Genomic DNA, 20,049 nt, shown 5'->3' on the forward strand with positions numbered 1-20,049 from the left:
GGTCATACCTCTCGAAAAGGGTGGGTGGTGTCGAGCTCGGCGCAGCGGCGGCGCAGGCCATCGAGCTGCATGGCGGCCAGGCCGCGCGCCGGCGCCAGGGCGACGACCGGGTCGAACAGGGTGACAAGCATCTGCAGGTCGACGTGCGCGGCAAGCTGCGCATCGGCCTTGACGGCGTCGGTCAGGAGCGCGTCGAGCGGGCGGCCTTCCGCGCTCACGCGAACGGTCAGGCGCTCGAGCAGCGCATGCGCGGCTGGACGCCCGATGGCGCCGGCCAGGTAGCTCGACGCGCTCTCGGCGAACACGAGTCCCTGCAAGGAAGCGATATTGCGCAGCATGCGCGCCGAATCGACCGCGAGGCCGGCAAAGGCCTCGTTCAGCGCGTGCAATGCACCGTGGGCGGACAAGAACAGCGGCGGCCATTCGGCCAGTTCGGCCTGCCAGTTGCCCAGGCCGCGCTCGTGCTGCTGGTCCATGCAGGACAGCAGCGCCGCCGCATGCTGGGGCGTGCGGCGCGACGCGGCCAGCGCGATCATCGACGACACGGGGTTCCTCTTGTGCGGCATCGCCGACGAGCCGCCACGGCCATTGCCCGAGGGTTCTGCCAGCTCGGCGACTTCGCCCTGCGCCATCAGGGAGAGGTCGGTCGCGAGCTTACCCAGGCTGCCCGTCAGGACCGCCACTTCCAGGCCGAGGCGCACCCATTCGTCACGCTGCGTGTGCCACGCTGCGTCGGCGACCTTCAGGCCGAGCTGCGCTGCCACGCGTTCCGCGACCGCCGCACCCTGTTCTTTCATCACGGAGAGTGTGCCGACCGCCCCCCCCAGCTGCAGTTGCAGTGCACGGGCGGCGGCCAGGCGCAGCGATTCGCGCGCACGCACCAGGGGCGCCAGCCAGCCGGCCGCCTTGAAACCGAAACTCGTCACCTGGGCCGGCTGCATCAGCGTGCGCGCCAGTACCGGCGTGGCCAGGTGGTTCTCGGCCAGCGCCAGCAAATGCGCACACAGCGCATGCAAGCCATCGTCGAGCAGCTGCAAGGCTTCGCGCGTGACCAGCACCATCGCCGTGTCGATCACGTCCTGGCTGGTGCTGCCCCAATGCACATGGCGCGCCGCGCCTTCGTCATACAGCGCGACGGTCCTGGTCAGCTCCTTCACCAGCGGGATGGCCAGGCTGCCGGCGCGCCGGCCCGCAAGAATCAGGGCCGGAATGTCGTACAGCTGGGCGTTGCAAACGCCGGCGATCGCACTGGCTGCGTTTGCCGGAATCAGGCCTTCCTCAGCCTGGGCCCGCGCCAGCGCGGCTTCAAACCTGAACATCGCTCCCACGATCGCCGCATCATCAAAACTGGCGATCATGTCAGGGGTGCTCAGGAAACTGTCGAAAATCGATACGCTCACATGCACTCCCGGGTCATGCGTAATCGAAGAAGACGGTTTCCTTCTCGGTCTGCATCCAGATGTCCCAGCGGTAGGCGTATTCGCCGGTCTTGCGCGCGAGGAGGGTGGCGCGGCGCGCTTGCGGCACCTGGCCCAGTATCGCCGATTCCGCCAGGCCCGCGTCGTCTTCCAGGAACACTGCCGTAAACTGGTGTTTTACCAGGCCCCGTGCAAAGACGGTGACGTACATGACCGGCTCGCCGCGCGTGGCGCCTTCGGGCAGCGAGAGGGACAGCGAGAATTCGCCCGCTTCGCCACTGGGCACGCGGCGAAAACCCGGGATCGCATGGCCGGCTTCATGCGCGGCGCCGTCGGGCGTCCATGCTTCGATCTGAGCGTCGTTGATCGGCGCGCCGTTACCGTCATAGATGACGCCCCCGATCGTGATGGTCGGTGCGCTCGACTTCAGGTTCGACGGCGTGCAGGCGTCGACCGCCCATTGCCAGGCTTCGTGCGAAAAGGGGCCGATGGTTTGCGAGGTGGTGATGTTGCTCATGATGTTCTCCTTACAGGCCCATCGGCGTGGCGTTGCGTCCGCGCAGGACGATATCGAATTCGTAGCCGAGCATCTCGGCGCCGACGGTTTCCTCAAGACTGAAGCGCGACACCAGGCGCTGGCGCGCACTGGCGTCGGGCACGCTCTGGAAAATCGGGTCGTAGTCGAACAGCGGATCGCTCGGGAAATACATCTGCGTCACCAGGCGCTGGGCATAGACGTTGCCGAACAAGGAAAAGTGGATGTGCGCCGGGCGCCAGGCCTTGTCGTGGTTGCCCCATGGGTAGGGACCGGGCTTGATCGTGACGAAGCGGTAGCGGCCTTCGTCGTCGGTCAGCATCTTGCCGACACCAAAAAAGTTGGGATCGAGCGGGGCGGCGTGCTGGTCCTTCTTGTGCCAGTAGCGGCCCGCCGAATTCGCCTGCCAGACTTCGACCAGGGAATTGCGCACCGGCTTGCCGTCCTCGTCGACCACGCGGCCGGTGACGACGATCTTTTCGCCCAGCGGATCGCTTTGGCCGTGCCTGGTCAGGTCGGCGTCGTTCGGCAGCAAGAGGCGTGGCGTGGTGACAATGTTCTGCGTGGTCGGGACTGGCGCCTCGATGCGCAAGTTCGGCTGCTTCGGTCCGCGCGCCACGGTCGATTTATACGCAGCATAGATGAGTTCGGGGTAGATACCCGGTTCGATGACGTCGAATTTCACGGCCTGTCTCCTTCAGTGGTCTTGTCGGTAGTCAAAATGGTAGGCCTGACTAGCCTCGGCGACAAGCATCCCGACCGCCTAGCCGTCCGCAGTGCGCACCGCTTGTGCGATACTCGCACAAATCGATGACCTTTTTGCTTGCCATGACAGAAACAACGGTAACCCCGCTCGAACGCGACCTCGTCGCCGGCCTGGAAAAGGGCTTGAAGGTGATCGAAGCCTTTGACCAGGAGCGTTCGCGCCTGACGATTGCCGAGGTGGCCGAGGCCACCGGCCTGACGCGGGCCGCCGCCCGCCGTTACCTCATCACGCTGACGCACCTGGGCTACATGCGTCATGAAAATAAATTGTTCTCGTTGACGCCGGCCGTGCTGCGCCTCGGCCAGAGTTACCTGCATTCTGCGCGCCTGCCGCGCATCGCCCAGCCTCTGCTGTACCGGCTAGCGTATTCGCTGGGGGAGGCGGCGTCGGTCGGCGTGCTCGACCATGATCAGCTGGTCTGCGTGGCGGCGGTCAGCGCCGGGCAGCTGGTGTCTGCCACGCTGCAGCCGGGTACGCGCGTGCCGGCCTGGTGCACCGCCAACGGGCGCATGTTGCTGGCCAGTTTGCCGCAGGCGCAGATCGCGGCGTTCCTCGAACGCGCGCAGCCGGAGCCGATCACCCAGCACACGATCGTGCATCGCGAGCGGCTGGCGCTGGAAATCGCCCGCGCCAGAGCCCAGGGTTATGCGCTGGTCGACCAGGAGCTGGAACTCGGGCTGCGCACGATCGCCGTGCCTTTGAGAAATTTCAGGGGCGAGGCGGTCGCGGCGATGAATGTCAGCGTGCACGCGGGGCGCTTGCCGATCGAGCAGATGGTCGAACGCTGCCTGCCGGCGATGATCAAGATTCAGGTCGAACTGGGGGCACTGTTATGAATCTGGTGAAACCGGTTGCGCTCGAAACGAGCGCTGGCATCGCCATCATCCCCGTCACGGTCGGCCATGCCGTCATGCTCGCCGCACTGGTGTGCCACGACCGGGACCGCCTGAATGTCTACCTGCCGATGGTCGCCACCTTGTCGACCGTTGAGGCGGCGACTGCCCACCTCGAGCGCGCTGCCGTCGGTGCCGACGAGGGCGACGTCTTCGAGTGGCATCTCTTCGTGAAAGACAGCTTGTGCGGCTCGGTTCGCGTGCGCGACATCGACCACGACGACCGCAAGGCCAGCATCGGCTATTTCCTTGGCAGTCAGTTCACAGGCAAGGGCATCGCTACGGCGGCTCTGCAGGCCGTACTCGCATGGTGCTTCGACACGCTTGGACTCAACCGGATCGAATTGCGCTGTGCAACAAGCAACGCCCCCAGCATCGGCGTGGCCGAACGGCTGGGCTTTGTGCGGGAAGGCTTGCTGCGCCAGGACGAATGCCTGAACGGCGTGTTCGTCGACCACCATGTCTACGGCCTGTTGCGCACGCAATTCAGGCGCTAACGGGGCCGCCGCCGGGCGGTGGATCATACCGGTAGGGTGGTCGGCTCCACCCGGGTGCGTGAATAGCGGTAGCGCCAGCGCCGCCATGCGTTCACCAACTGACGACACCGCGCGTCACCTCATTGCATGCGTGCCTTGAACGCGTGGGCGGCGCACAGGCCACGTCGGTTCATCTGTCAGGGTGGAGCCGCTTGGTGAACCTGTCATAAAGTAAAGGCTATTGCCCTAATGCCAGTCAGTGAAGCACAGGCCTGCGCTACGGTGCACTGCTGCCAAGGAAAACCGCCGGACGGGACCACGCTATTTGTTCAACTGACTGGCATTGGCCGATTGGCCTCAATGACCCCTAGGTCCTGCTGCCGGCGCCGGAATTCCTTCGGCGTCACCCCCATCAGTTTCTTGAAGAGCCGGCTGAAATAGGCCGGGTCCTGGAATCCCAGCTCATAGGCAATGCTCGACACCCCGGCCGGCACATAGGTCAGCTTGCGGCAGGCCTCCAGCATCAGGCGGTCCTGGGTGATTTCGAATGCCGATTTGCCAGCCAGCTTCAGGCACAGCCGGTTCAGCCGCGTTGGGGCCACGCGCAAGCAATCGGCGTACTGCCCGACCTGCCATTGTTCCTTGTAATGGCGCTCGACTTCGACCCGAAAGCGGCTAAATAACTCGAAGTCGCCGCGGCCCGAGGTGTCGGCGATGTGGCGCTCGGCCCGGACCCGCACCAGCAGCAGGAGCGTGCTGCGCGCCAGCCATTCGAGCATCAGCGCGTGGCCGTGGCGCGGCCAGGCGGCTTCCAGCGTCAGGTTCTGCAGCAGCGCCTCGATGCGCGCCACCATCTCGGGCGCGGTGCCCAGGCCAATGGCGAGCGGCTGCACGAACAGCGAGGAAAACAGGTCGCCCTCGTGGCCGGCGGCGGCGAACAGCATGTTCTGGTCGACCGTCAGCACATAGCCATGTGCTTCCTCCGAAAAATCGAAGCCATGCGGCAGCGAAGGGTGGATTGTCAGGGCAACCGGCGCATCGCATTCCCAGCAGTCGCCATCGATGTTCGCGCGAACCTGTCCGCCCAGTAAAAAAAGTACCTGAAACAAGCCCGCATGCGTGTGGGTGTCAATGTGCCAGTCATACTTGCGGCTGCGTGTCTCGATCAGCTCGATATGCACGGCTTCGGCATCCTTGCCCCGTGTTGCTTCGCCATACAGGGCGAATTCGGGCACTGTCAAGCGTGGAACGGCAGGGAGGGCAGGCATGGCGAGAAAGTCTTGTCAGATCCGTTAATGCAAAAATAGTACAAGTCTTTTCGGATTTGATCCATTCTTTTCAATCCCGTGCCGCACTACGATGGTGTCAACTAAAACACATTCGGAGACACATCATGCGTACGCAAGTCGCCATCATCGGCGCCGGCCCGGCCGGCCTTCTGCTCTCGCACCTGCTGCACATGCAGGGCATCGAATCGATTGTGCTGGAAATGCGCAGCCGCGCCGACATCGAGGCGACCATCCGTGCCGGCGTGCTCGAGCAGGGCAGCATGGATATCCTGAACGAGGCCGGCGTCGGCGAACGCATGCGGCGCGAAGGCGCGCTGCACCATGGCTTCGAGCTCGCCTTCGGCGGGCAGCGCCACCGAATCGACCTGATGGAGCTGACCGGAAAAGCAATTACCGTCTATCCCCAGCACGAAGTCATCATCGACCTGGTGGCGGCGCGCATGGCGGCCGGCGGCGACCTGCGCTTCGAGGTGAGCGAGGTGGCGCTGCACGACATCGACAGTGCCCAGCCCTCGGTGAGTTTTGTCCACAGCGGCCAGGCGGAGCGCATCGAGGCCGATTTCGTGATCGGGGCCGACGGCTTTCATGGCGTGTCGCGGCCAATGATCCCGGCGGAGGTGCGTCAGGATTTCCAGCGCATCTACCCGTTCGGCTGGTTCGGCATCCTGGTCGAGTCCGCCCCATCCTCGGATGAATTGATCTACGCCCAGCACGAGCGCGGCTTCGCCCTCGTCAGCACCCGGTCGTCCACGGTGCAGCGCCTGTACTTCCAGTGCGACCCGCACGACAAGGTCGAGGCCTGGTCGGACGACCGCATCTGGTCCGAGCTGCATGCGCGCCTCGAGCATCACGACGGCTGGAAGCTGAAGGAAGGCAGGATCTTCCAGAAGGGCATCATCGGCATGCGCAGTTTTGTCTGCGCGCCGATGCGCCACGGCCGACTGTTCCTGGCCGGCGACGCCGCCCACATCGTGCCGCCGACCGGCGCCAAGGGCATGAACCTGGCAATTTCCGACGTGCGGGTGCTCTCCAAGGCGCTGACCGCGTTCTACCAGGGAGAAGGCGAGGAAGGGCTGAACGGGTATTCGGAAGCCGCGTTGAAGCGCATCTGGCGCGCCGAATATTTCTCGTGGTGGATGACGCGCATGCTGCACACGTTTGATGATGCAACGCCCTTCGAGCGCCAGATCCAGCGCGCTGAACTCGACAATGTGGTGGCCTCGCGCGCCATGCGTACGGCGCTGGCGGAAAACTATGTGGGCGCGTTCTAAAAAAGGACGCAATCAGACCAGCTCATAGCGCGCCCGGTACGGACGAAACCCCACCCTGCGCTTGAAATCGCGCAGTCCCGGCTGCGCCCCAAGAAACGTGTCGTACATGAAGTAATCGACCTCGCGCTCTTCGATCAGGCGGCAGACGATCGACAACAGCAACAGGTACATGATGCCGTCCTGGTTCTTGTAGCCCATCAGCTGGTCGGTCGCGGCGAAGTTGCCGTAGCGCCCCATGCTGCAATAGGCGACCAGCCGGCCTGTCGCATCGAAGACGCCATGGCATTCGACATGGGATGCATCCTCGTAGGCGCTTCGTTTGACCCGGTAGGACTGGTCCATCGGCCGCCCCTGGCGCTGTTCGCAGGAGGTGTGGATGGCGTGGATCTCGTCGATATGCGCGTTGCGGTCGATGCGGCGCAGCTGGTAGCCGCGCGCGGCGGCCTTGCGGCTTTGCGGGCCGGCGTGGCCGCTGCGCCGCACCGTGTGCAAATAGCCGCCGGGATGGCCGCCGAAGGCGGTCAGGTCGATCAGGGCGATACCCATCGTCTTGTTGCGAAACATTTTGTAGCGCGCATGGGGACGGGTGAAGAGCGCATGGGCGTGGCGGATGCCCTCGGGGTTGCGCCCCTGCTCGAAGCGCAGCCGGACCACCGGCAGGCGCGCCAGCTCCAGCGCCAGGCGGGCATGCTCCATCAGTTTTGTTACCAGTTCGGGCGTTTCCATGGGTCCTCCTCATGACATGCCGTGGAGTGGATCGTCCTCGTGAAGTCTATGCAAGTCCTGCAAACGCCCTGCTGGGCGGGAAGCGGATCACCGCGTAAATCCGGGTAAAGCCCGGTGAAGAGGTTTGCTGCACCGGCGGCGCTCGTCATGTCGATGCACCTGTCAAGTCAGAGTCGCAAACAACTGAACAGTTCCGTTGCAAGGGATGATCTTGCGCAAATCGGGACAGATGGGGGGCGGGGCGGGAGGAAGAAGAGACGCGATGCCGCCGGGCGAACGACGCCCGGCACCTCGGAACAACATCAGAACAACATCAGAACGACATCGGCACCCGGACCATCAGGGTGACGTCCGGCGTATCCCGGGTCAGGCCGGCGCCGACGGCCACGCTCAGGGTTTTCTTGTCGGTCAGCCGATAGCTGTAGCCGATCAGCAAGGTGCCGAGCTGCATGCGCACCGAGCCCGGCACCGTACGGCCGGACTGCTTGGTGCGTGCCACCGAGTTGTGGTCGTAGCCGACGCTGAAGGACGCCTTGTCGTTCAGGGCCAGGCCCATGCCGAAGTTGAAGCCGATCACGCCGCCCGGGGCGATTTCGCCAAGCGACTCCTTCTCGCCGCCCAGCACCGTGCGCGAGACCTCGCGCTTGAAATTATGCAGGTAGCTGAAGCTGCCGAAGAACACGGCCGGGTCGGACGGGAACAGCCAGGTCAGGCTCGGTTGCAGCGAATAGAAGCCGGAGCCGGTAGGCAGTTCCAGCGGCAGGCCGCTGCCGGTGATGTTTTCGCCGATGCAGCGGCGCTGGCAATCGGTCGTCACTTCGAACGGGTCCTTGCCGGTACGCGACTTGAAGCGCAGGCCGCCGATGAAGTAGGGCATGTCGACGCCGCCGTCGTTGAGCTGGTAGCGTGCGGCCAGTTCGATGTCGCCCATGGCCCGGCCGCTGGTCTCGAACGCACGCTCGACGGCAGTGCCGGTGAAGACTTCGCGGCTGACGGTGGCGTCGCTGCGGTAAACGTAGGGCAGCTTGGCCTCGACCTCGATGCGGTTGGTCAGGCCGGTGCGCAGCGTGGCCGTGGCGGTGGTCGTGTTGCGCTTGACCTCGCGGACGTCGATCAGGCCGATGAGCAGGGCAGGAATGACCGTGTAGCCGACCAATGCCACGCGGTTGCTCGAAGAATAGCCGTACTGGATGGCCGGCTCGAAAACGTATTTGCCGCGCTGCGTCAGCACGCCCGGCTGCTCGAAAATCGGCGCGACCTCGCGCGGGCGGTTGTCGTTTGAAGGCGCGCGGCCGACGGCGGCGGTGTTGGTCGGCGCGGTCGGTGCGCTGGCCGGGCCGCCTACCGGTGCGGCGGGCGCGGCCGGCTGTTGGCCCGCGCCGCCGCCGCCGGTGCCGCGCGTGGCGCCGAGCGTTTCGTTCGACACCGCGCCGCCGGCCAGCACCGGCTCGGTTACGAGCGCCGGCGCGGCGGCGGGCGGCCGTTGCGGAGCGCTGCGCACGCTGCGCGTGTCACGTTCGAGTTCATCGATACGCGCGCGCTGCGAATCGAGCTGCTGGCGCATCGCCTTGACCTGTTCCACCAATTCCTCGACGGATTGTGCCTGCGCCGGCAAGGCACAGAACGCCGCGCTGACGGCAAGGGCGCCTACACATAACGCCGGGATTTTCCGCATACGTCTCTCCATGAAGGTGGGCCGTCAGCGGGGTGCCACGGCTGTTGACAAAGCATTATTCAGGCTTGCGCCAAAATTGAGCGCACGTAACATTCCGGCAGTGTTCACCGTGGCGTTGATGGAGGTCTGGTTCTTGATCATCTGGTCGTTCAGCGAGTTCTGGATGACGGTGCCGCCCAGCAGGTTCGATGCATTCCCGGCCAGGGTGCGCACGTCGCCGTTCTGGATCAGGCGCAATTCGCCCAGGGCGTCGCGCGAGATCGTGCCTTCGCCGCGCGCGAGCTTGCCGATGTCGCCCAGTTGCAGTTCGGTGCGCTCGACGACGGTGCCGTTGATGCTGACCAGGCGTTCGAGTCCCAGGCTGACGACCAGGCCGTCGGCGGTGAGGAAGCCGCCGCGCGCCTCGTCCAGGGTGGCGCGGTCGACCGCCCCGGCAGGGTCGAACACTTGGGTCGGCGCCGACCCGATCGGCCCGGCCGTGGCCAGTCCCGTCATCGACAGCAGCAGGACCGGCAGGAAAAATGGTGTCCGCATGGTATGTCCTTAAAAATCGCCGGGGCCGAATTTCGGCAACCCATAGGTACTTTCCAATGCGCGGCTGGCGCCTTCGCCGAGCGGCGCGCGCGGAGCGTTGCGCCAGTCGGCGGCGAGGTTGAAGCCAGGCTTTATGGGACTCTCGTGGATCACGAACAGGATCCGGTTGGCCCAGATCGATTCGAAGCGTTCGCGCGCCATCAGGCGCGTGCCGCGCGACGGGTCGCCCAGCAGAATGCGCCCATCCTCGGCACCCTTGACCACGACGAAGTGGTGGTAGCCATTGTCGGAAATGAGCACGATGGCCGGCAGCTTCGCTTCGATCAGTTTGTCGAGCGGCAGCTGGAAGCCGTTGGCCGTGAAGCCGCGGTTCTTCAGGAAGCGCTGCATGTCGAGCAGCGAAAAGCCCTCGCGCCGGATCTTTTGCTGGTCGCCGGTCGTGAACATTTCCTGGAAGGCCAGCTGTTCCGTGGTCGGGGTGTTGTAGTGGTGCGAGAGCAGCGTGGCCAGCGCGGCCGAGCCGCAGCTGAAGTCGTACTGCTGGCGCAGAGTGGCCTGGAAGCGCAAGTCCTTCATGCTCTTGACTGGCATGCTGCCGACGCGGATGCCGCTGGGCAGCGACAGCTCGGCAGCGCTGGCCTGCTGTGAACCAAGCAGCAGGGCGAGGGTGCAGACAAGCGTACCGGATTTCATTGGAACTGCAGGTTGATGACCGTGGCGTTCTGGATCAGCACGTTGGCGCCGCTGTTCTGGATCACCACCGGAATACCGGACATGTTGGCAAACGAGCCGGCGTCGATCGTGTTCGACCCGGTGTTCACGTTGGTGGCACTGTTGTTCGCCACGTCGCCGTTCAGTCTGGTGTCGTTGAGGACGGTGTCGGCGCGGCCGCGTTCGTGCTCGAGCTTGTCGAGGTCGACCGCCTGGATTTTGTCGCCACCGATGACAAGGGTGTTGCTGTTTTCGTGCGCCACGACGGGCGCGGCCTGCACCAGCTGTTCGAAGCCTTCCATGGCCGGCGCTTTCAGTTCGCTCGCGTCCAGCAGGACCGGCTCGGCTGCGCAGGCATGGCCGGACAGGGCAGCTGCCAGCGCCAGGGCGCAGGCATGGGGTAATCCGGGTAGTGCAAATCGCATGTTCATCGTGTCTCCCTGAATCCGGACACTGCCGCGCGGAGAAGGGCGCGGCAGTGTCCGTACTACGTCGCTACTGGATGCCTTCGTTCGGCTTATTGGCCGCCGACGTTCAGGTTGCTCTGGACGTTGACGCTCTGCTGGATCAGGGACGAGAAGCCGTTGTTCTGGCTGACGACCATGATGCCTGCTGCCGACTGGCCGACGTTGGTCATCGCGTTGGACATGTCGAACGCGCCGGCATTGACGGTGTTGGTGCCGCCGTTGCCGCTGGTCGCCGAGCCGCCGGCACCACCGGTGCCAGTGCCTGCGGTGTTCGAGCCGCTCGCGCCGCCCATGCCGCCGGTGCCTTCGCCACCCGAGCCGCCCGCGCCGCCGGTACCGGCAGTCGCCGCGCCCGAGGAGGTCGAACCGTTGGTGGCGCTGCCTGACGTGGCCGCACCGCCCGACGCACCTGCGCCGCCGGTGTTCGATGCCATGCCGGTCGAGCCGCCAGCACCGCCTGCGCCTGCTGCCGCGCCTGCGCCGCCGGTGCTGGTGCCGGCCGTGGCCGAACCGCCGGCGCCGCCCGAGCCGCTGGTGCCCGAACCTGCCGCGCCGCCGGTGCTCGACAGGGCGGCGCCTGCGCCGCCCGTGCCGCCGGTCGCCGTGCCGCCTGCCGCACCGCTACCGGCAGTGTTGGTGGCCATCGCGCCCGAACCTGCCGTGCCGCCATTGCCGCCGGCCGCGCCTGCGCCGCCTGCACCGCCTGCCGCGCCCGCACCACCGGCGCCGCCGGTGCCCGTGCCTGCCGTCGCGGTGTTGGTGCCGCCGGTCACGGTGCCGCCGGTGCTGCCCGAGGTGCCGCCGTCAGCCGCGCCGCTGGCCCCGCCGGTCGAATCCGGTGTCGATGCGCCGCTGCCGCTCGATGCCATGTTGCCGCTGCCGCCGGCGCCTGCACCGGACGAGTCGCCGGAGGACGTTGCGCCGCCCACGGTCACACCGCCGCCTGCCGCGCCGCTGCCGCCCGATGCGCCCGCGCCGCCCATGCCGCCTGCCGCACCGGCTGCGCCGTTGCCGCCCATGCCACCGGTTGCCGAACCGGTCGAACCACCCGCGCCGCCGTTGCCGGCGACCGAACGGCCCGCATTGCCGCCGTTGCCGCCCATGTTGCCGCCGGCTTCGCCGCCCCAGCCGCCGCTGCCGGCGCCGCTCGCGCCGCCAGCGCCACCCGTGCCGCCGCCGGCATTACCGCTCGAACCACCCGAGCCACCCGAGCCGCCCGCGCCGCCCGAAGCACCCGAGCCGCTCGACGCATTCGATGCCACGCCGCCCGCGCCGCCCGAACCGGCCGTCGCTGCGCCGGCCGTTGCGTTGCCCGTGCTTGCGCTACCGGTCGATGCATTCCCGCCGGTCGAGCCTGATGCTGCCTGGCCGCCGTTGCCGGCCGCACCCGCGCCGCCGTCGCCGCGTGCCGCCCCGCCCGTGCCGGCCGCACCTGCGCCGCCGGTCGCGCCGGCGCCGTTCGCATTGCCCATGTTGTTGGCGACGTTGCCGATGTTGCTGATCTGGTTGCCCGTGACCGTGCCGTTGAGCGTGCTGTTGGCGGTGGCGCTCGAGGTGTTGAAGGAGCTTGCAAAGGTCGAGGTCGAGGTGCCGCCGTTGTTGGCAGACGATGCGCCGGCGGCGCTGGCAGCAGCATCACCGGAACTGCGGTTCTGGCCCGAGCTGTCACGCGAGGAAGAATCGTTGCCCTGGTTCGAATTGTCCGCCGTATTGGTCGACGAATTGTTGCCCTGGTTCGAGTTGTCGCGGGACGAAGAATCGTTACCCTGGTTCGAGTTGTCAGCCGTGTTGGTCGACGAGTTGTTGCCTTGATTGGAATTGTCGGTGTTGACTGTACTCGTATTGGTCGAATTGTTGTCCGAACTTGCCGTGCCGCTATCGTTGGCGTTCACACCCGGACCCGTCTGGGTCACGGTGGTGGAGGAATCTGTGGTTGGGTCCGTCGTTTGCGCTTGGGCGTGGGCAGTCAGGCCGAAAGCGAGCGACAAGGCAGTAACGAGCAAGGTCTTGTTCATGCAAATTCCCCTAAGGTGTATGGTTGAGTTCGGCTGGCGGTCGTACCAGCTGAATCCTTTCCTATGCAAGAGGGATGCCAGGGCAAATTTAAGTTGCTCAAACCATTGATAAATAAGCAAAATAAAACATGAAATCAATGAAATTGCGTATTTGCATTGTTGCTAGGAATTTAACGACGTGCGTGTGTACCGGATCTGGAACATTTGTGTAACGTTTGGCAGAGTCAGGGGCGGACACTGTGCCCTTGAGCTGACCCAGCCGTATGGCATGGAAACGGGGCCGATCGCTGGAAAGCAGCCCGGGTGCTGGCTCGGGGCGTCAGACGACGCCTGCGGAAGGCGTTGGGAATCTTGTGCCTGAGCTGGGCTGTAAAACGGCGGGCGTGGAGAGGCGGCGGGCTGATGCAGGGGTGGTTCGAACGGGTGTGCTACCGCACGGTCTCAGCCACGCATCCCGTGCTTGGCCAGCAGGCGGTACATGGTCGTACGCGAGACGCCGAGATCGCGCGCGGCGCGGCTGACGTTCTGGCCGGTACGGTCGAGGCAGGCGCGGATCGCGAGGCGCTCCGAGCTGCAGCGCGCGTCGTCGAGCACCGCGTCGATCGGCGGCGAGGGCATGACGAGGTCGAGGTCGTCCGGCTCGATCCATCTGCCGTCGGCCATGACCATGGCCCGCCGTACGCGGTTGATCAGTTCGCGCACATTGCCCGGCCAGTCGTGCGCCGCGATTGCCTCGACGGCTTTGCTGCTGAAGCCTTTCAGGCGCGGCGACTTGTCGGCGGAGTACAGGTGGAAGAAGTGCTCGGCCAGTTCGACCAGGTCGTCGCGCCGCTCGCGCAGCGCCGGCACCGTCACCGGCAACACCGACAGCCGGTAGTACAAGTCTTCACGGAAATCCCCGCGCGCCACTGCCTGCTGCAGGTTGACGTGCGAGGCGGAAATGACACGGACGTCTACCGGAATGGCGCGCGTGGACCCGAGGCGGATGATGGTTCTGTCTTGCAGGAAGCGCAGCAGGTTGGCCTGCAGGTCTTTCGGCAGGTCGCCGATCTCATCGAGAAACAGGGTGCCGCCATTGGCCGACTCGATCAGGCCGACCTTGTCGCGCGCAGCACCCGTGAATGCGCCGCGCTCGTAGCCGAACAGTTCGGAGTGGATCAGGTTGGGCGCGATTGCGCCGCAATTGATCGGCACCATCGGGCCGGTCGAACGCAGCGACTGACGGTGGATGGCCTGGGCGGTGAGTTCCTTGCCGCTGCCGCTTTCGCCCCAGATCAGCACCGGGGCGTCGACCTTGGCCATGCGTTCCACCTGGCTGCGCAGGCGCAGCATGGCGTCGCAGCTGCCGATCAGGGCCGAGGGCGAGGTGCCGGGACGCGGGCGGGGGCGGCGCAGCAGCGCGTGTCCGTGCACATGGCCAAGCGTGTGCACCAGGCGCCGCGTGTCGAGCGGCAAGGTGTGATAGTCGCACAGGTAGTCGGCCACCAGGTCGCGCCAGGTGGGCGCCCCGATGGCTTCCGCACGAAACACGCCGACCCACTGGATATGACTGTGCTGGCGCAGGAAGCGCTCGACCTCCAGGTGCGGCTGCGAACCGATTACGTGCATCAGCAACCCGACCAGGTAGGCATCCTGGCGCAACGCCGAACGCGCCTCGTCGATGCTGCGCACGGTGCTGACCTGCCAGCTGGGCATGTCCGCGCGCAAGACATCGATCGCGCCGAGGTCACCGGGTGAGATGCAGAGTAGTCGTTTCGGAACCATCCATCCCCCTAGATTGCGCGGCATCCATGGAGCAGGCGCTTGCTGGCTTCGCCCGGAATCCTGTAACTGCGGGTAAGCATACTGCATTATTCTGTTGTACGGCCGACAATTGAAGTCGCCGTGTTTCGTTACCAACTCGACAATACACAGGGCTTGACGGCGCGCCCTCCCTAGGGCATGCCGAGGAGATCGGCGCGCGGATAGCCCCATCGCGGCACGTTTCGCGGGCAGGGTTGGACTGTATTCGAGCCGATCGGCAAGGTCGAGAAATTCGCTGCGCCGGACGGGCCGAAGCGCACGTCGGTGGCGCCGCCATTGGCCAGCGATGGTGCGCGCGCAAAGCGCAGCCAGGCATCGAAACGGCAATCGCTGCGCCGCGCGCGCAAGGCTGTCACCGAACCGCGTTCGTCCCAGGCCCAGGCCACGGCGCCCGGCCCCGGCGCCACGCGCACCCCGCCGATGGCCGGCGGGCAGGAAGAGGGAGGCGCGATGCCGGGCGCCAGGCTCAGCACGCCGCGGCGGATACTGTAAGCGTCAGGCCCGTCGCGCGTAATGGCAATCGCGCCCCAGCACAGGGGATTGGCGGGAAAGGCCGACAGCGGCAGGTCGAGGATGAGCGCGCCCGGGTCGCTCTGGCGCAGCGCGGCAGTCAGCTCGCCGCGTGCGCGCTCGGCCATCTCCCCTTGCAGCAGCACGAAGCAGGCGGTCAGCGCCACGCCGGCCAGCAAGGCGGCACGCTCGCCCAGGCCGCGCGTCAGCACCAGCGCCAGCGCCCAGAGCGCCGCCAGGCCCAGGAACGAGCCCCATTGCAGAAATCCAGTCAGCGTGAACAGCGCCGGCACCACCAGCAGCACTCCCAGCAACAGGCGGCGCCAGGTCCGGCTGGCGACATGCGCGGCCAGCGGCGTGCCCAGCGCCAGCCAGAACACGGGTTCGACGATGAAGACCATGTCGCCGTAATACCAGCGCGCGTCAAACGGCGCGAACGGGTGGATGCCGTACACGTTGAGCGCGTCCATGCCGAAGTGCAGCAGCAGCCCGAGCACCGTCGCCGCTCCCAGGCCGCGGCGCGCGGACGGATCGGTGCGCAGCAGGGCGCGCGCCGCCGGCCAGGACAGCCACAGCGCGGCCAGCAGCAGCAGCGCCTGCGGCAGCGCGTACAGGAGCGTATGCGTGTGGCCGCGGTGGTGCAGCAGGTAGCCGAGTGGGGCCGGCGCCAGGGAGGTGAGGACCAGGTCGAGGTCGGGGAAATTGCTGGCCAGGGCGGCGCTTGTCAGGAGCAGGCGCCGGCGCGTGCTGGACTTGGCGGGATCGGCTTCGCGCGGCAGCAGCCGATGGGTGAGTTCGCCAAGCGCGAGGCCGACGAGCGAGTGGGTAAGGTTATCCATGGTGCAATACTAGCACCGGTCCCGGGGTGTAGCGGTCTGAACACAAACTCGTGGTTTCAAACTGTCAAGCTCAAATTTTTGATTTTGGTCAAGGAATTACCAGCTTCTCATGCGCGCTGCATGGAATCATCCGCCAGGCGAGTTCTTTGTCGACAATTACTTGCTGTCAGTTTAGTCTGGTTCTTTTCGCAACAATCAGGCTTTCCATGCATACGCTGAGCCGTGCCATCCTTCCCACCTTGCTGTCGCTGGGACTGTCCGCTGCAGCCCACGCCGCCGACTTCAAGCCCTGCGACGATGCCGCTTCCCACGCCGCATTGAACGGCAGCCTGTGCGCGATCGAGCAGGTCCCGGCGGACCCCTCGGACGCGGCCGGGGCCAGCGGCGAGGTGTCGCTGTTCGTGCGCACGTTTCCGGCGGCGCCGGGGCCGCATCGGGGCCGCGTGTGGTTGATCGCCGGCGGCCCGGGCGAGCCGGGCGCGTCGTTCTACGGCCTGCTGCCGAAGCTGCGCGACACCTTTCCAGGCTTTGAACTCGTCATGCCCGACCACCGCGGCACCGGCTTTTCGACGCGCATGTGCACGCCGGAAGAGACGCCGGCGTCGCCCGGCGGCACGGCGCTCGCGGGCGCGGAATGGGGCAGCTGCTTCGCCCGCCTGAACGCCAATCCCGCCTTCACGCGCCAGTTCTCGCAGACGAATGCGGCGCACGACCTGAAACGCCTGCTCGAACGCGCGTCGCGCCGGGGCAAGACCTTTGTCTACGGCGTCTCCTATGGCACCCAACTGGTGCTGCGCACGGTGGCGCTGGGCGCGCCGCACATCGACGGCGTGATCCTCGATTCGCTGGTGTCGCTGCAGGACGACGAGAAGGCCGACCTGAGCCGCCGTTCGCTGGTGACGGACGCCATCGGCCGCCAGATCCTGACAGCCTGCGATGGCAGCGCGCGTTGCAGCGCCGCCATGGGCGAGCCGGTCGAAGCGATCTACCGCCGGGTCCTCGCGCGCGCTGCGCATGAACCGCAACTTCTGGGCGCGGTCCCGGGCGGCGATCCGAAGCGTTTCTTTGGCGCGCTGCTCGACGTGCCAAGCGCGGCCTGGCAGATTCCCTACCTGATCAAGGAGCTCGACGCCGGCAAAAGCGAGCGCATGAAGGCCGTGCTGGCAGAGGTGGAGAAGGAGATGGCAACACTCGGGTCTTTCCCGCAATCGCCGCCGTCGATGCCGCTCGTCATTCTGATCAGCGGTTCGGAAAACAACCTGCGCCCTGGCCGCAGCGCGCAGGACGTGGTGGACGAGGAAGCGAGCCTGCTGTTCTCGAGCAGCATCCCGGGCCACTTGGTCAATACGCCGTTCCCGCTCTACAAACGCGACGCCCTGTTTGCGCGCCTGCCGCAGCGGCTACCACCGACGCTCGTCATCCACGGCGACCGTGACGGCAAGACGCCCTACGACGCGGCGCTGCGCCACATCGAGGCGCTGCGCAAGCTGGGACCGGTACAGCTGTACACGGCGCGCATGGGTGGGCATTTCGTGCTGTGGTCGGACACCACCTGCGCCGTTACCGAAGTGCGCAGGTTCGTGCTCGGTACTGACGAGGGCAAGCGCTGCGTCGGCGTACCGACGGCTCACTGAGCGGCCGCCTTACATCGTCGGGCCGCGCCCGGTGCCTTCTTCTTTCTCGATGCGCTCCTGGCAGGGCACGCAGGTCTGCACCGTCGGCGTGGCCAGCAGGCGCTGTTCGGGGATCTCGCAGCCGCAGGACATGCAGATGCCATAGCCGCCGGATTCGAGGCGGCCGATGGCCGCGTCGATCTCGTGCAGCAAGGCCGTTTCGTGTTCGGTGAAGTGTTCCTCGTCGTGGGCGATCATTTCCGCAGTCGGCCCGTCGTCGTTCTGGGTCTGGTGGGCGCGCGGCGAGATGACGGGCGGCTCGTCGCCATCGGCGTCCTGGTCGGTATGGGCGCGCACGGTGGCAAGCGCGGCTTCGCGGCTGTCATTCAGGCGCTTGGCAATGTCTTCGTGGAGCGATTGCGAGATGGGCATGCGGTTTCCTGGTGTGGGAGTGCGAATGTTTTAAAAAGACGGTCTGGAAGGACTCTAGCCGATTACGGCGCAGGCGCGCGCCGGATTGGGCGGCGCTCCGTTCCCTGCCGTCCTGTAAAGATTGTCCGTCCCGACTCTTCCATGTTAGATTCGCCCCGGCACTTTGCCGAACGATAACCAGAAGAGACACCATGCCGATTTCCTCCCAACGCAGCCTGCGCGCCGCCGTCGCCACCCTGTTCGTTCCGCTCGCGCTGGCCGCCGCCGTTCTCCCCGACGCGGCCATGGCGGCGACGGCCGCAAAAACCGCCGCCGCCAAGCCGAACGCCGCCTTCGACGCCTGGGCCGAGCGCTTCGCCAACGACTGGGTGCGCATGAACCCGCAGCTGGCCAGCAGCACCCAGTACTTCAGCGGCGCCGAACAGGCCGTCCTCGACCGCCAGTTGACCCCGCAAACGCCGGCCCAGCGCAAGAAAATGGTCGTTCAGGCCCGTGACGGGCTCAAGAGCCTCGACAAGTGGATCGCCGGTCCGCTGGACGACACCCAGAAGATCTCGGCCTCCGTGATGCGCTGGTCGCTCTCGAACGTGATCGCGAACGAGCCCTTTGAAGATTTTAATTTCGTCTTCTCGCAGTTCGGCGGCCCGCAGGTCGGCCTGGTCAACTACATGACCCAGACCCACCCGATGCGCAGCGCCGCCGACGTCGACAGCTGGCTGGCGCGCCTGGAGCAGGTCGGCACGCGCATGGACGAAGCATTGGCGCGCGCTCGCGGCGCGACCGAGCGCAAACTGATTCCACCGCGCTTCATCCTCGAGCGCGCCCAGTTCCAGGTCGACACCTTCCTGAAAGCCGCCGCGCCGCAGAACGTGCTGGTCGCTTCGCTCGAGAAACGCAGCGCCGAGCTGAAGGACCTGGCACCGGAAGCGCGCAGCGCCGCCATCGCACGCGCCACGCGCATCGTCGAGGAGAAGATCCGCCCGGCCTATATCCGCGTCCAGGGCTTCATGGCCGGGCTGCATCCGAACACCAACGACACGGCCGGCATTTCACGCCTGCAGAACGGCGGCGCGGCCTACAACCGGGCGATCGCCAACTTCACCAGCACCACCTTGACAAGCGAGGAGATCCACGCGATCGGCCTGCGCGAAGTGGCGCGCCTGGAGGGCGAGATGGACAAACACCTGCGCGCGCTCGGCTTCAATGAAGGCAGCATCGAGGTGCGCATGAAGGCGCTTGATGCGACCTTCCAGCCCAAGGGAGAAGGCGACCCGCGCCCGGCGATCCTGGCGCAGTACAAGGAGATGGTCAAGGATGCGCAGGCACGCAGCGCGTCGCTCTTCAACCTGAAGCCGCGCGCGCCGGTCGACGTGCTGCGCGAGCCGCCGCTGACCGAAGCCTCGGCCGCCGCCCACTACAGCCTGCCGGCGCCGGATGGCAGCCGTCCGGGCGTGTTCTGGGTGCCGATGCGCGGACCGAAGTTCGACATGATCCGCATGCGCAGCCTGTCGTACCACGAGGCGGTGCCGGGCCACCACTTCCAGCTGGCGATCCAGCAGGAGCTGGCCGGCATCCCGAAATACCGCAGCGCCCGTATCTTCAGCGGCGGCAGCGCCCACAGCGAAGGCTGGGCGCTGTACACCGAACGCCTGGCGGTCGAGCAGGGCTGGTACGAAGGCGACGTCCCCGGCCTGCTCGGGGCGCTTGGCTCCGAACTGTTCCGCGCGCGCCGGCTGGTGGTCGACACGGGTCTCCACACCAAAGGCTGGACGCGCCAGCAGGCGGTCGACTACGGCATCAACGTCGAGGAAGTCGACCGCTACGTGGTCTGGCCGGGCCAGGCCACGGCCTACATGATCGGCATGCTGCGCATCGTCGAACTGCGCGACAAGGCGAAGGCGGAACTGGGCGCGAAGTTCTCGCTGCCGCTCTTCCACGACATGGTGCTCGGCGCCGGCTCGGTGCCGCTCGATGTGCTGGCGCAGCTGGTGGACGGGTGGATTGCGAAAGAAAAGGCGAAGGCGTAAAGTAGCGAACGATCCGGCCCCGCGCCGGATCCCACGAAGTGTTTTCTCG

Annotated in this window: 18 protein-coding genes; 5 read left to right on the forward strand and 13 right to left on the reverse strand. The window is 66.2% G+C overall.

The genetic code is table 11. From position 1 onward, the window contains the following. Window positions 1-2: 2 nt before the first annotated feature. From pcaB to pcaH, 3 genes are read right to left on the reverse strand one after another with little or no spacing between them, the layout of a single operon-like run. Window positions 3-1,400: a 3-carboxy-cis,cis-muconate cycloisomerase gene (gene pcaB, locus ACHAC9_RS07525; RefSeq protein WP_435758691.1), complete on the reverse strand. Its 1,398-nt coding sequence runs from the start codon at window positions 1,398-1,400 to the stop codon at window positions 3-5. Window positions 1,401-1,413: 13 nt separating this feature from the next. Beyond that, window positions 1,414-1,935 (reverse strand): protocatechuate 3,4-dioxygenase, encoded by a 522-nt coding sequence (locus tag ACHAC9_RS07530; protein ID WP_435758693.1) that lies wholly within the window; start codon window positions 1,933-1,935, stop codon window positions 1,414-1,416. Window positions 1,936-1,945: 10 nt separating this feature from the next. Continuing rightward, on the reverse strand, window positions 1,946-2,638 hold the full coding sequence (pcaH, locus tag ACHAC9_RS07535) for a protocatechuate 3,4-dioxygenase subunit beta (protein ID WP_435758694.1): 693 nt from the start codon (window positions 2,636-2,638) through the stop codon (window positions 1,946-1,948). A 143-nt stretch (window positions 2,639-2,781) separates the two neighbouring features. Between pcaH and ACHAC9_RS07540 the strand changes: the two genes are divergently transcribed. Next, the gene (locus ACHAC9_RS07540) at window positions 2,782-3,555 is read left to right on the forward strand and encodes an IclR family transcriptional regulator domain-containing protein (protein WP_435758696.1); all 774 of its coding nucleotides are present in this window, start codon (window positions 2,782-2,784) and stop codon (window positions 3,553-3,555) included. Continuing rightward, entirely contained in the window at window positions 3,552-4,109 is a 558-nt protein-coding gene (locus ACHAC9_RS07545; RefSeq protein ID WP_435758698.1) for a GNAT family N-acetyltransferase, read from the forward strand. The genes ACHAC9_RS07540 and ACHAC9_RS07545 overlap by 4 nt, the downstream gene beginning before the upstream one ends. 308 nt (window positions 4,110-4,417) lie before the next feature. On the opposite strand, the gene ACHAC9_RS07550 is transcribed toward ACHAC9_RS07545, so the two are convergent. Beyond that, the gene (locus tag ACHAC9_RS07550) at window positions 4,418-5,356 is read right to left on the reverse strand and encodes a helix-turn-helix domain-containing protein (RefSeq protein ID WP_435758700.1); all 939 of its coding nucleotides are present in this window, start codon (window positions 5,354-5,356) and stop codon (window positions 4,418-4,420) included. A 125-nt stretch (window positions 5,357-5,481) separates the two neighbouring features. On the opposite strand from ACHAC9_RS07550, the gene ACHAC9_RS07555 reads away from it, so the two are divergent. After that, the gene (locus ACHAC9_RS07555; RefSeq protein WP_435758702.1) at window positions 5,482-6,648 is read left to right on the forward strand and encodes a 4-hydroxybenzoate 3-monooxygenase; all 1,167 of its coding nucleotides are present in this window, start codon (window positions 5,482-5,484) and stop codon (window positions 6,646-6,648) included. A gap of 12 nt (window positions 6,649-6,660) precedes the next feature. Here ACHAC9_RS07555 and ACHAC9_RS07560 read toward each other — a convergent pair whose 3' ends face one another. From ACHAC9_RS07560 to ACHAC9_RS07595, 8 genes are all read right to left on the reverse strand, one after another. Next, complete coding sequence (locus ACHAC9_RS07560; protein WP_435758704.1) at window positions 6,661-7,374, reverse strand: hypothetical protein; 714 nt, start codon at window positions 7,372-7,374, stop codon at window positions 6,661-6,663. A 313-nt stretch (window positions 7,375-7,687) separates the two neighbouring features. Beyond that, the gene (locus ACHAC9_RS07565) at window positions 7,688-9,049 is read right to left on the reverse strand and encodes an acetate kinase (protein WP_435758706.1); all 1,362 of its coding nucleotides are present in this window, start codon (window positions 9,047-9,049) and stop codon (window positions 7,688-7,690) included. Window positions 9,050-9,073: 24 nt separating this feature from the next. Next, window positions 9,074-9,583 (reverse strand): hypothetical protein, encoded by a 510-nt coding sequence (locus ACHAC9_RS07570; protein ID WP_435758708.1) that lies wholly within the window; start codon window positions 9,581-9,583, stop codon window positions 9,074-9,076. Between the two features lie 9 nt (window positions 9,584-9,592). After that, on the reverse strand, window positions 9,593-10,276 hold the full coding sequence (locus ACHAC9_RS07575) for a C39 family peptidase (RefSeq protein ID WP_435758710.1): 684 nt from the start codon (window positions 10,274-10,276) through the stop codon (window positions 9,593-9,595). After that, window positions 10,273-10,725: a hypothetical protein gene (locus ACHAC9_RS07580; protein ID WP_435758712.1), complete on the reverse strand. Its 453-nt coding sequence runs from the start codon at window positions 10,723-10,725 to the stop codon at window positions 10,273-10,275. The genes ACHAC9_RS07575 and ACHAC9_RS07580 overlap by 4 nt, the downstream gene beginning before the upstream one ends. A gap of 86 nt (window positions 10,726-10,811) precedes the next feature. Then, window positions 10,812-12,776 (reverse strand): hypothetical protein, encoded by a 1,965-nt coding sequence (locus tag ACHAC9_RS07585; protein ID WP_435758714.1) that lies wholly within the window; start codon window positions 12,774-12,776, stop codon window positions 10,812-10,814. Window positions 12,777-13,217: 441 nt separating this feature from the next. Then, window positions 13,218-14,540 (reverse strand): sigma 54-interacting transcriptional regulator, encoded by a 1,323-nt coding sequence (locus tag ACHAC9_RS07590; protein ID WP_435758716.1) that lies wholly within the window; start codon window positions 14,538-14,540, stop codon window positions 13,218-13,220. A 170-nt stretch (window positions 14,541-14,710) separates the two neighbouring features. Continuing rightward, window positions 14,711-15,928 carry a metal-dependent hydrolase gene (locus ACHAC9_RS07595; protein WP_435758718.1) on the reverse strand — a complete coding sequence of 406 codons (1,218 nt, stop codon included), beginning with the start codon at window positions 15,926-15,928 and terminating at the stop codon, window positions 14,711-14,713. Window positions 15,929-16,134: 206 nt separating this feature from the next. Here ACHAC9_RS07595 and ACHAC9_RS07600 point away from each other — a divergent pair, with 206 nt between their 5' ends. Beyond that, window positions 16,135-17,562 carry an alpha/beta fold hydrolase gene (locus tag ACHAC9_RS07600; protein ID WP_435758720.1) on the forward strand — a complete coding sequence of 476 codons (1,428 nt, stop codon included), beginning with the start codon at window positions 16,135-16,137 and terminating at the stop codon, window positions 17,560-17,562. Window positions 17,563-17,571: 9 nt separating this feature from the next. Here the strand turns inward: ACHAC9_RS07600 and ACHAC9_RS07605 are convergent, their stop codons facing one another. Next, on the reverse strand, window positions 17,572-17,973 hold the full coding sequence (locus ACHAC9_RS07605) for a TraR/DksA family transcriptional regulator (RefSeq protein ID WP_435758722.1): 402 nt from the start codon (window positions 17,971-17,973) through the stop codon (window positions 17,572-17,574). 191 nt (window positions 17,974-18,164) lie between these two features. On the opposite strand from ACHAC9_RS07605, the gene ACHAC9_RS07610 reads away from it, so the two are divergent. After that, a complete protein-coding gene (locus ACHAC9_RS07610) occupies window positions 18,165-20,000 on the forward strand; it encodes a DUF885 domain-containing protein (protein ID WP_435758724.1) in 1,836 nt (611 codons plus the stop codon). The last annotated feature ends 49 nt before the right edge of the window (window positions 20,001-20,049 follow it).

Origin of the sequence: Massilia sp. CMS3.1, assembly GCF_051262535.1 — a bacterium.
Lineage (GTDB): Bacteria > Pseudomonadota > Gammaproteobacteria > Burkholderiales > Burkholderiaceae_D > Telluria.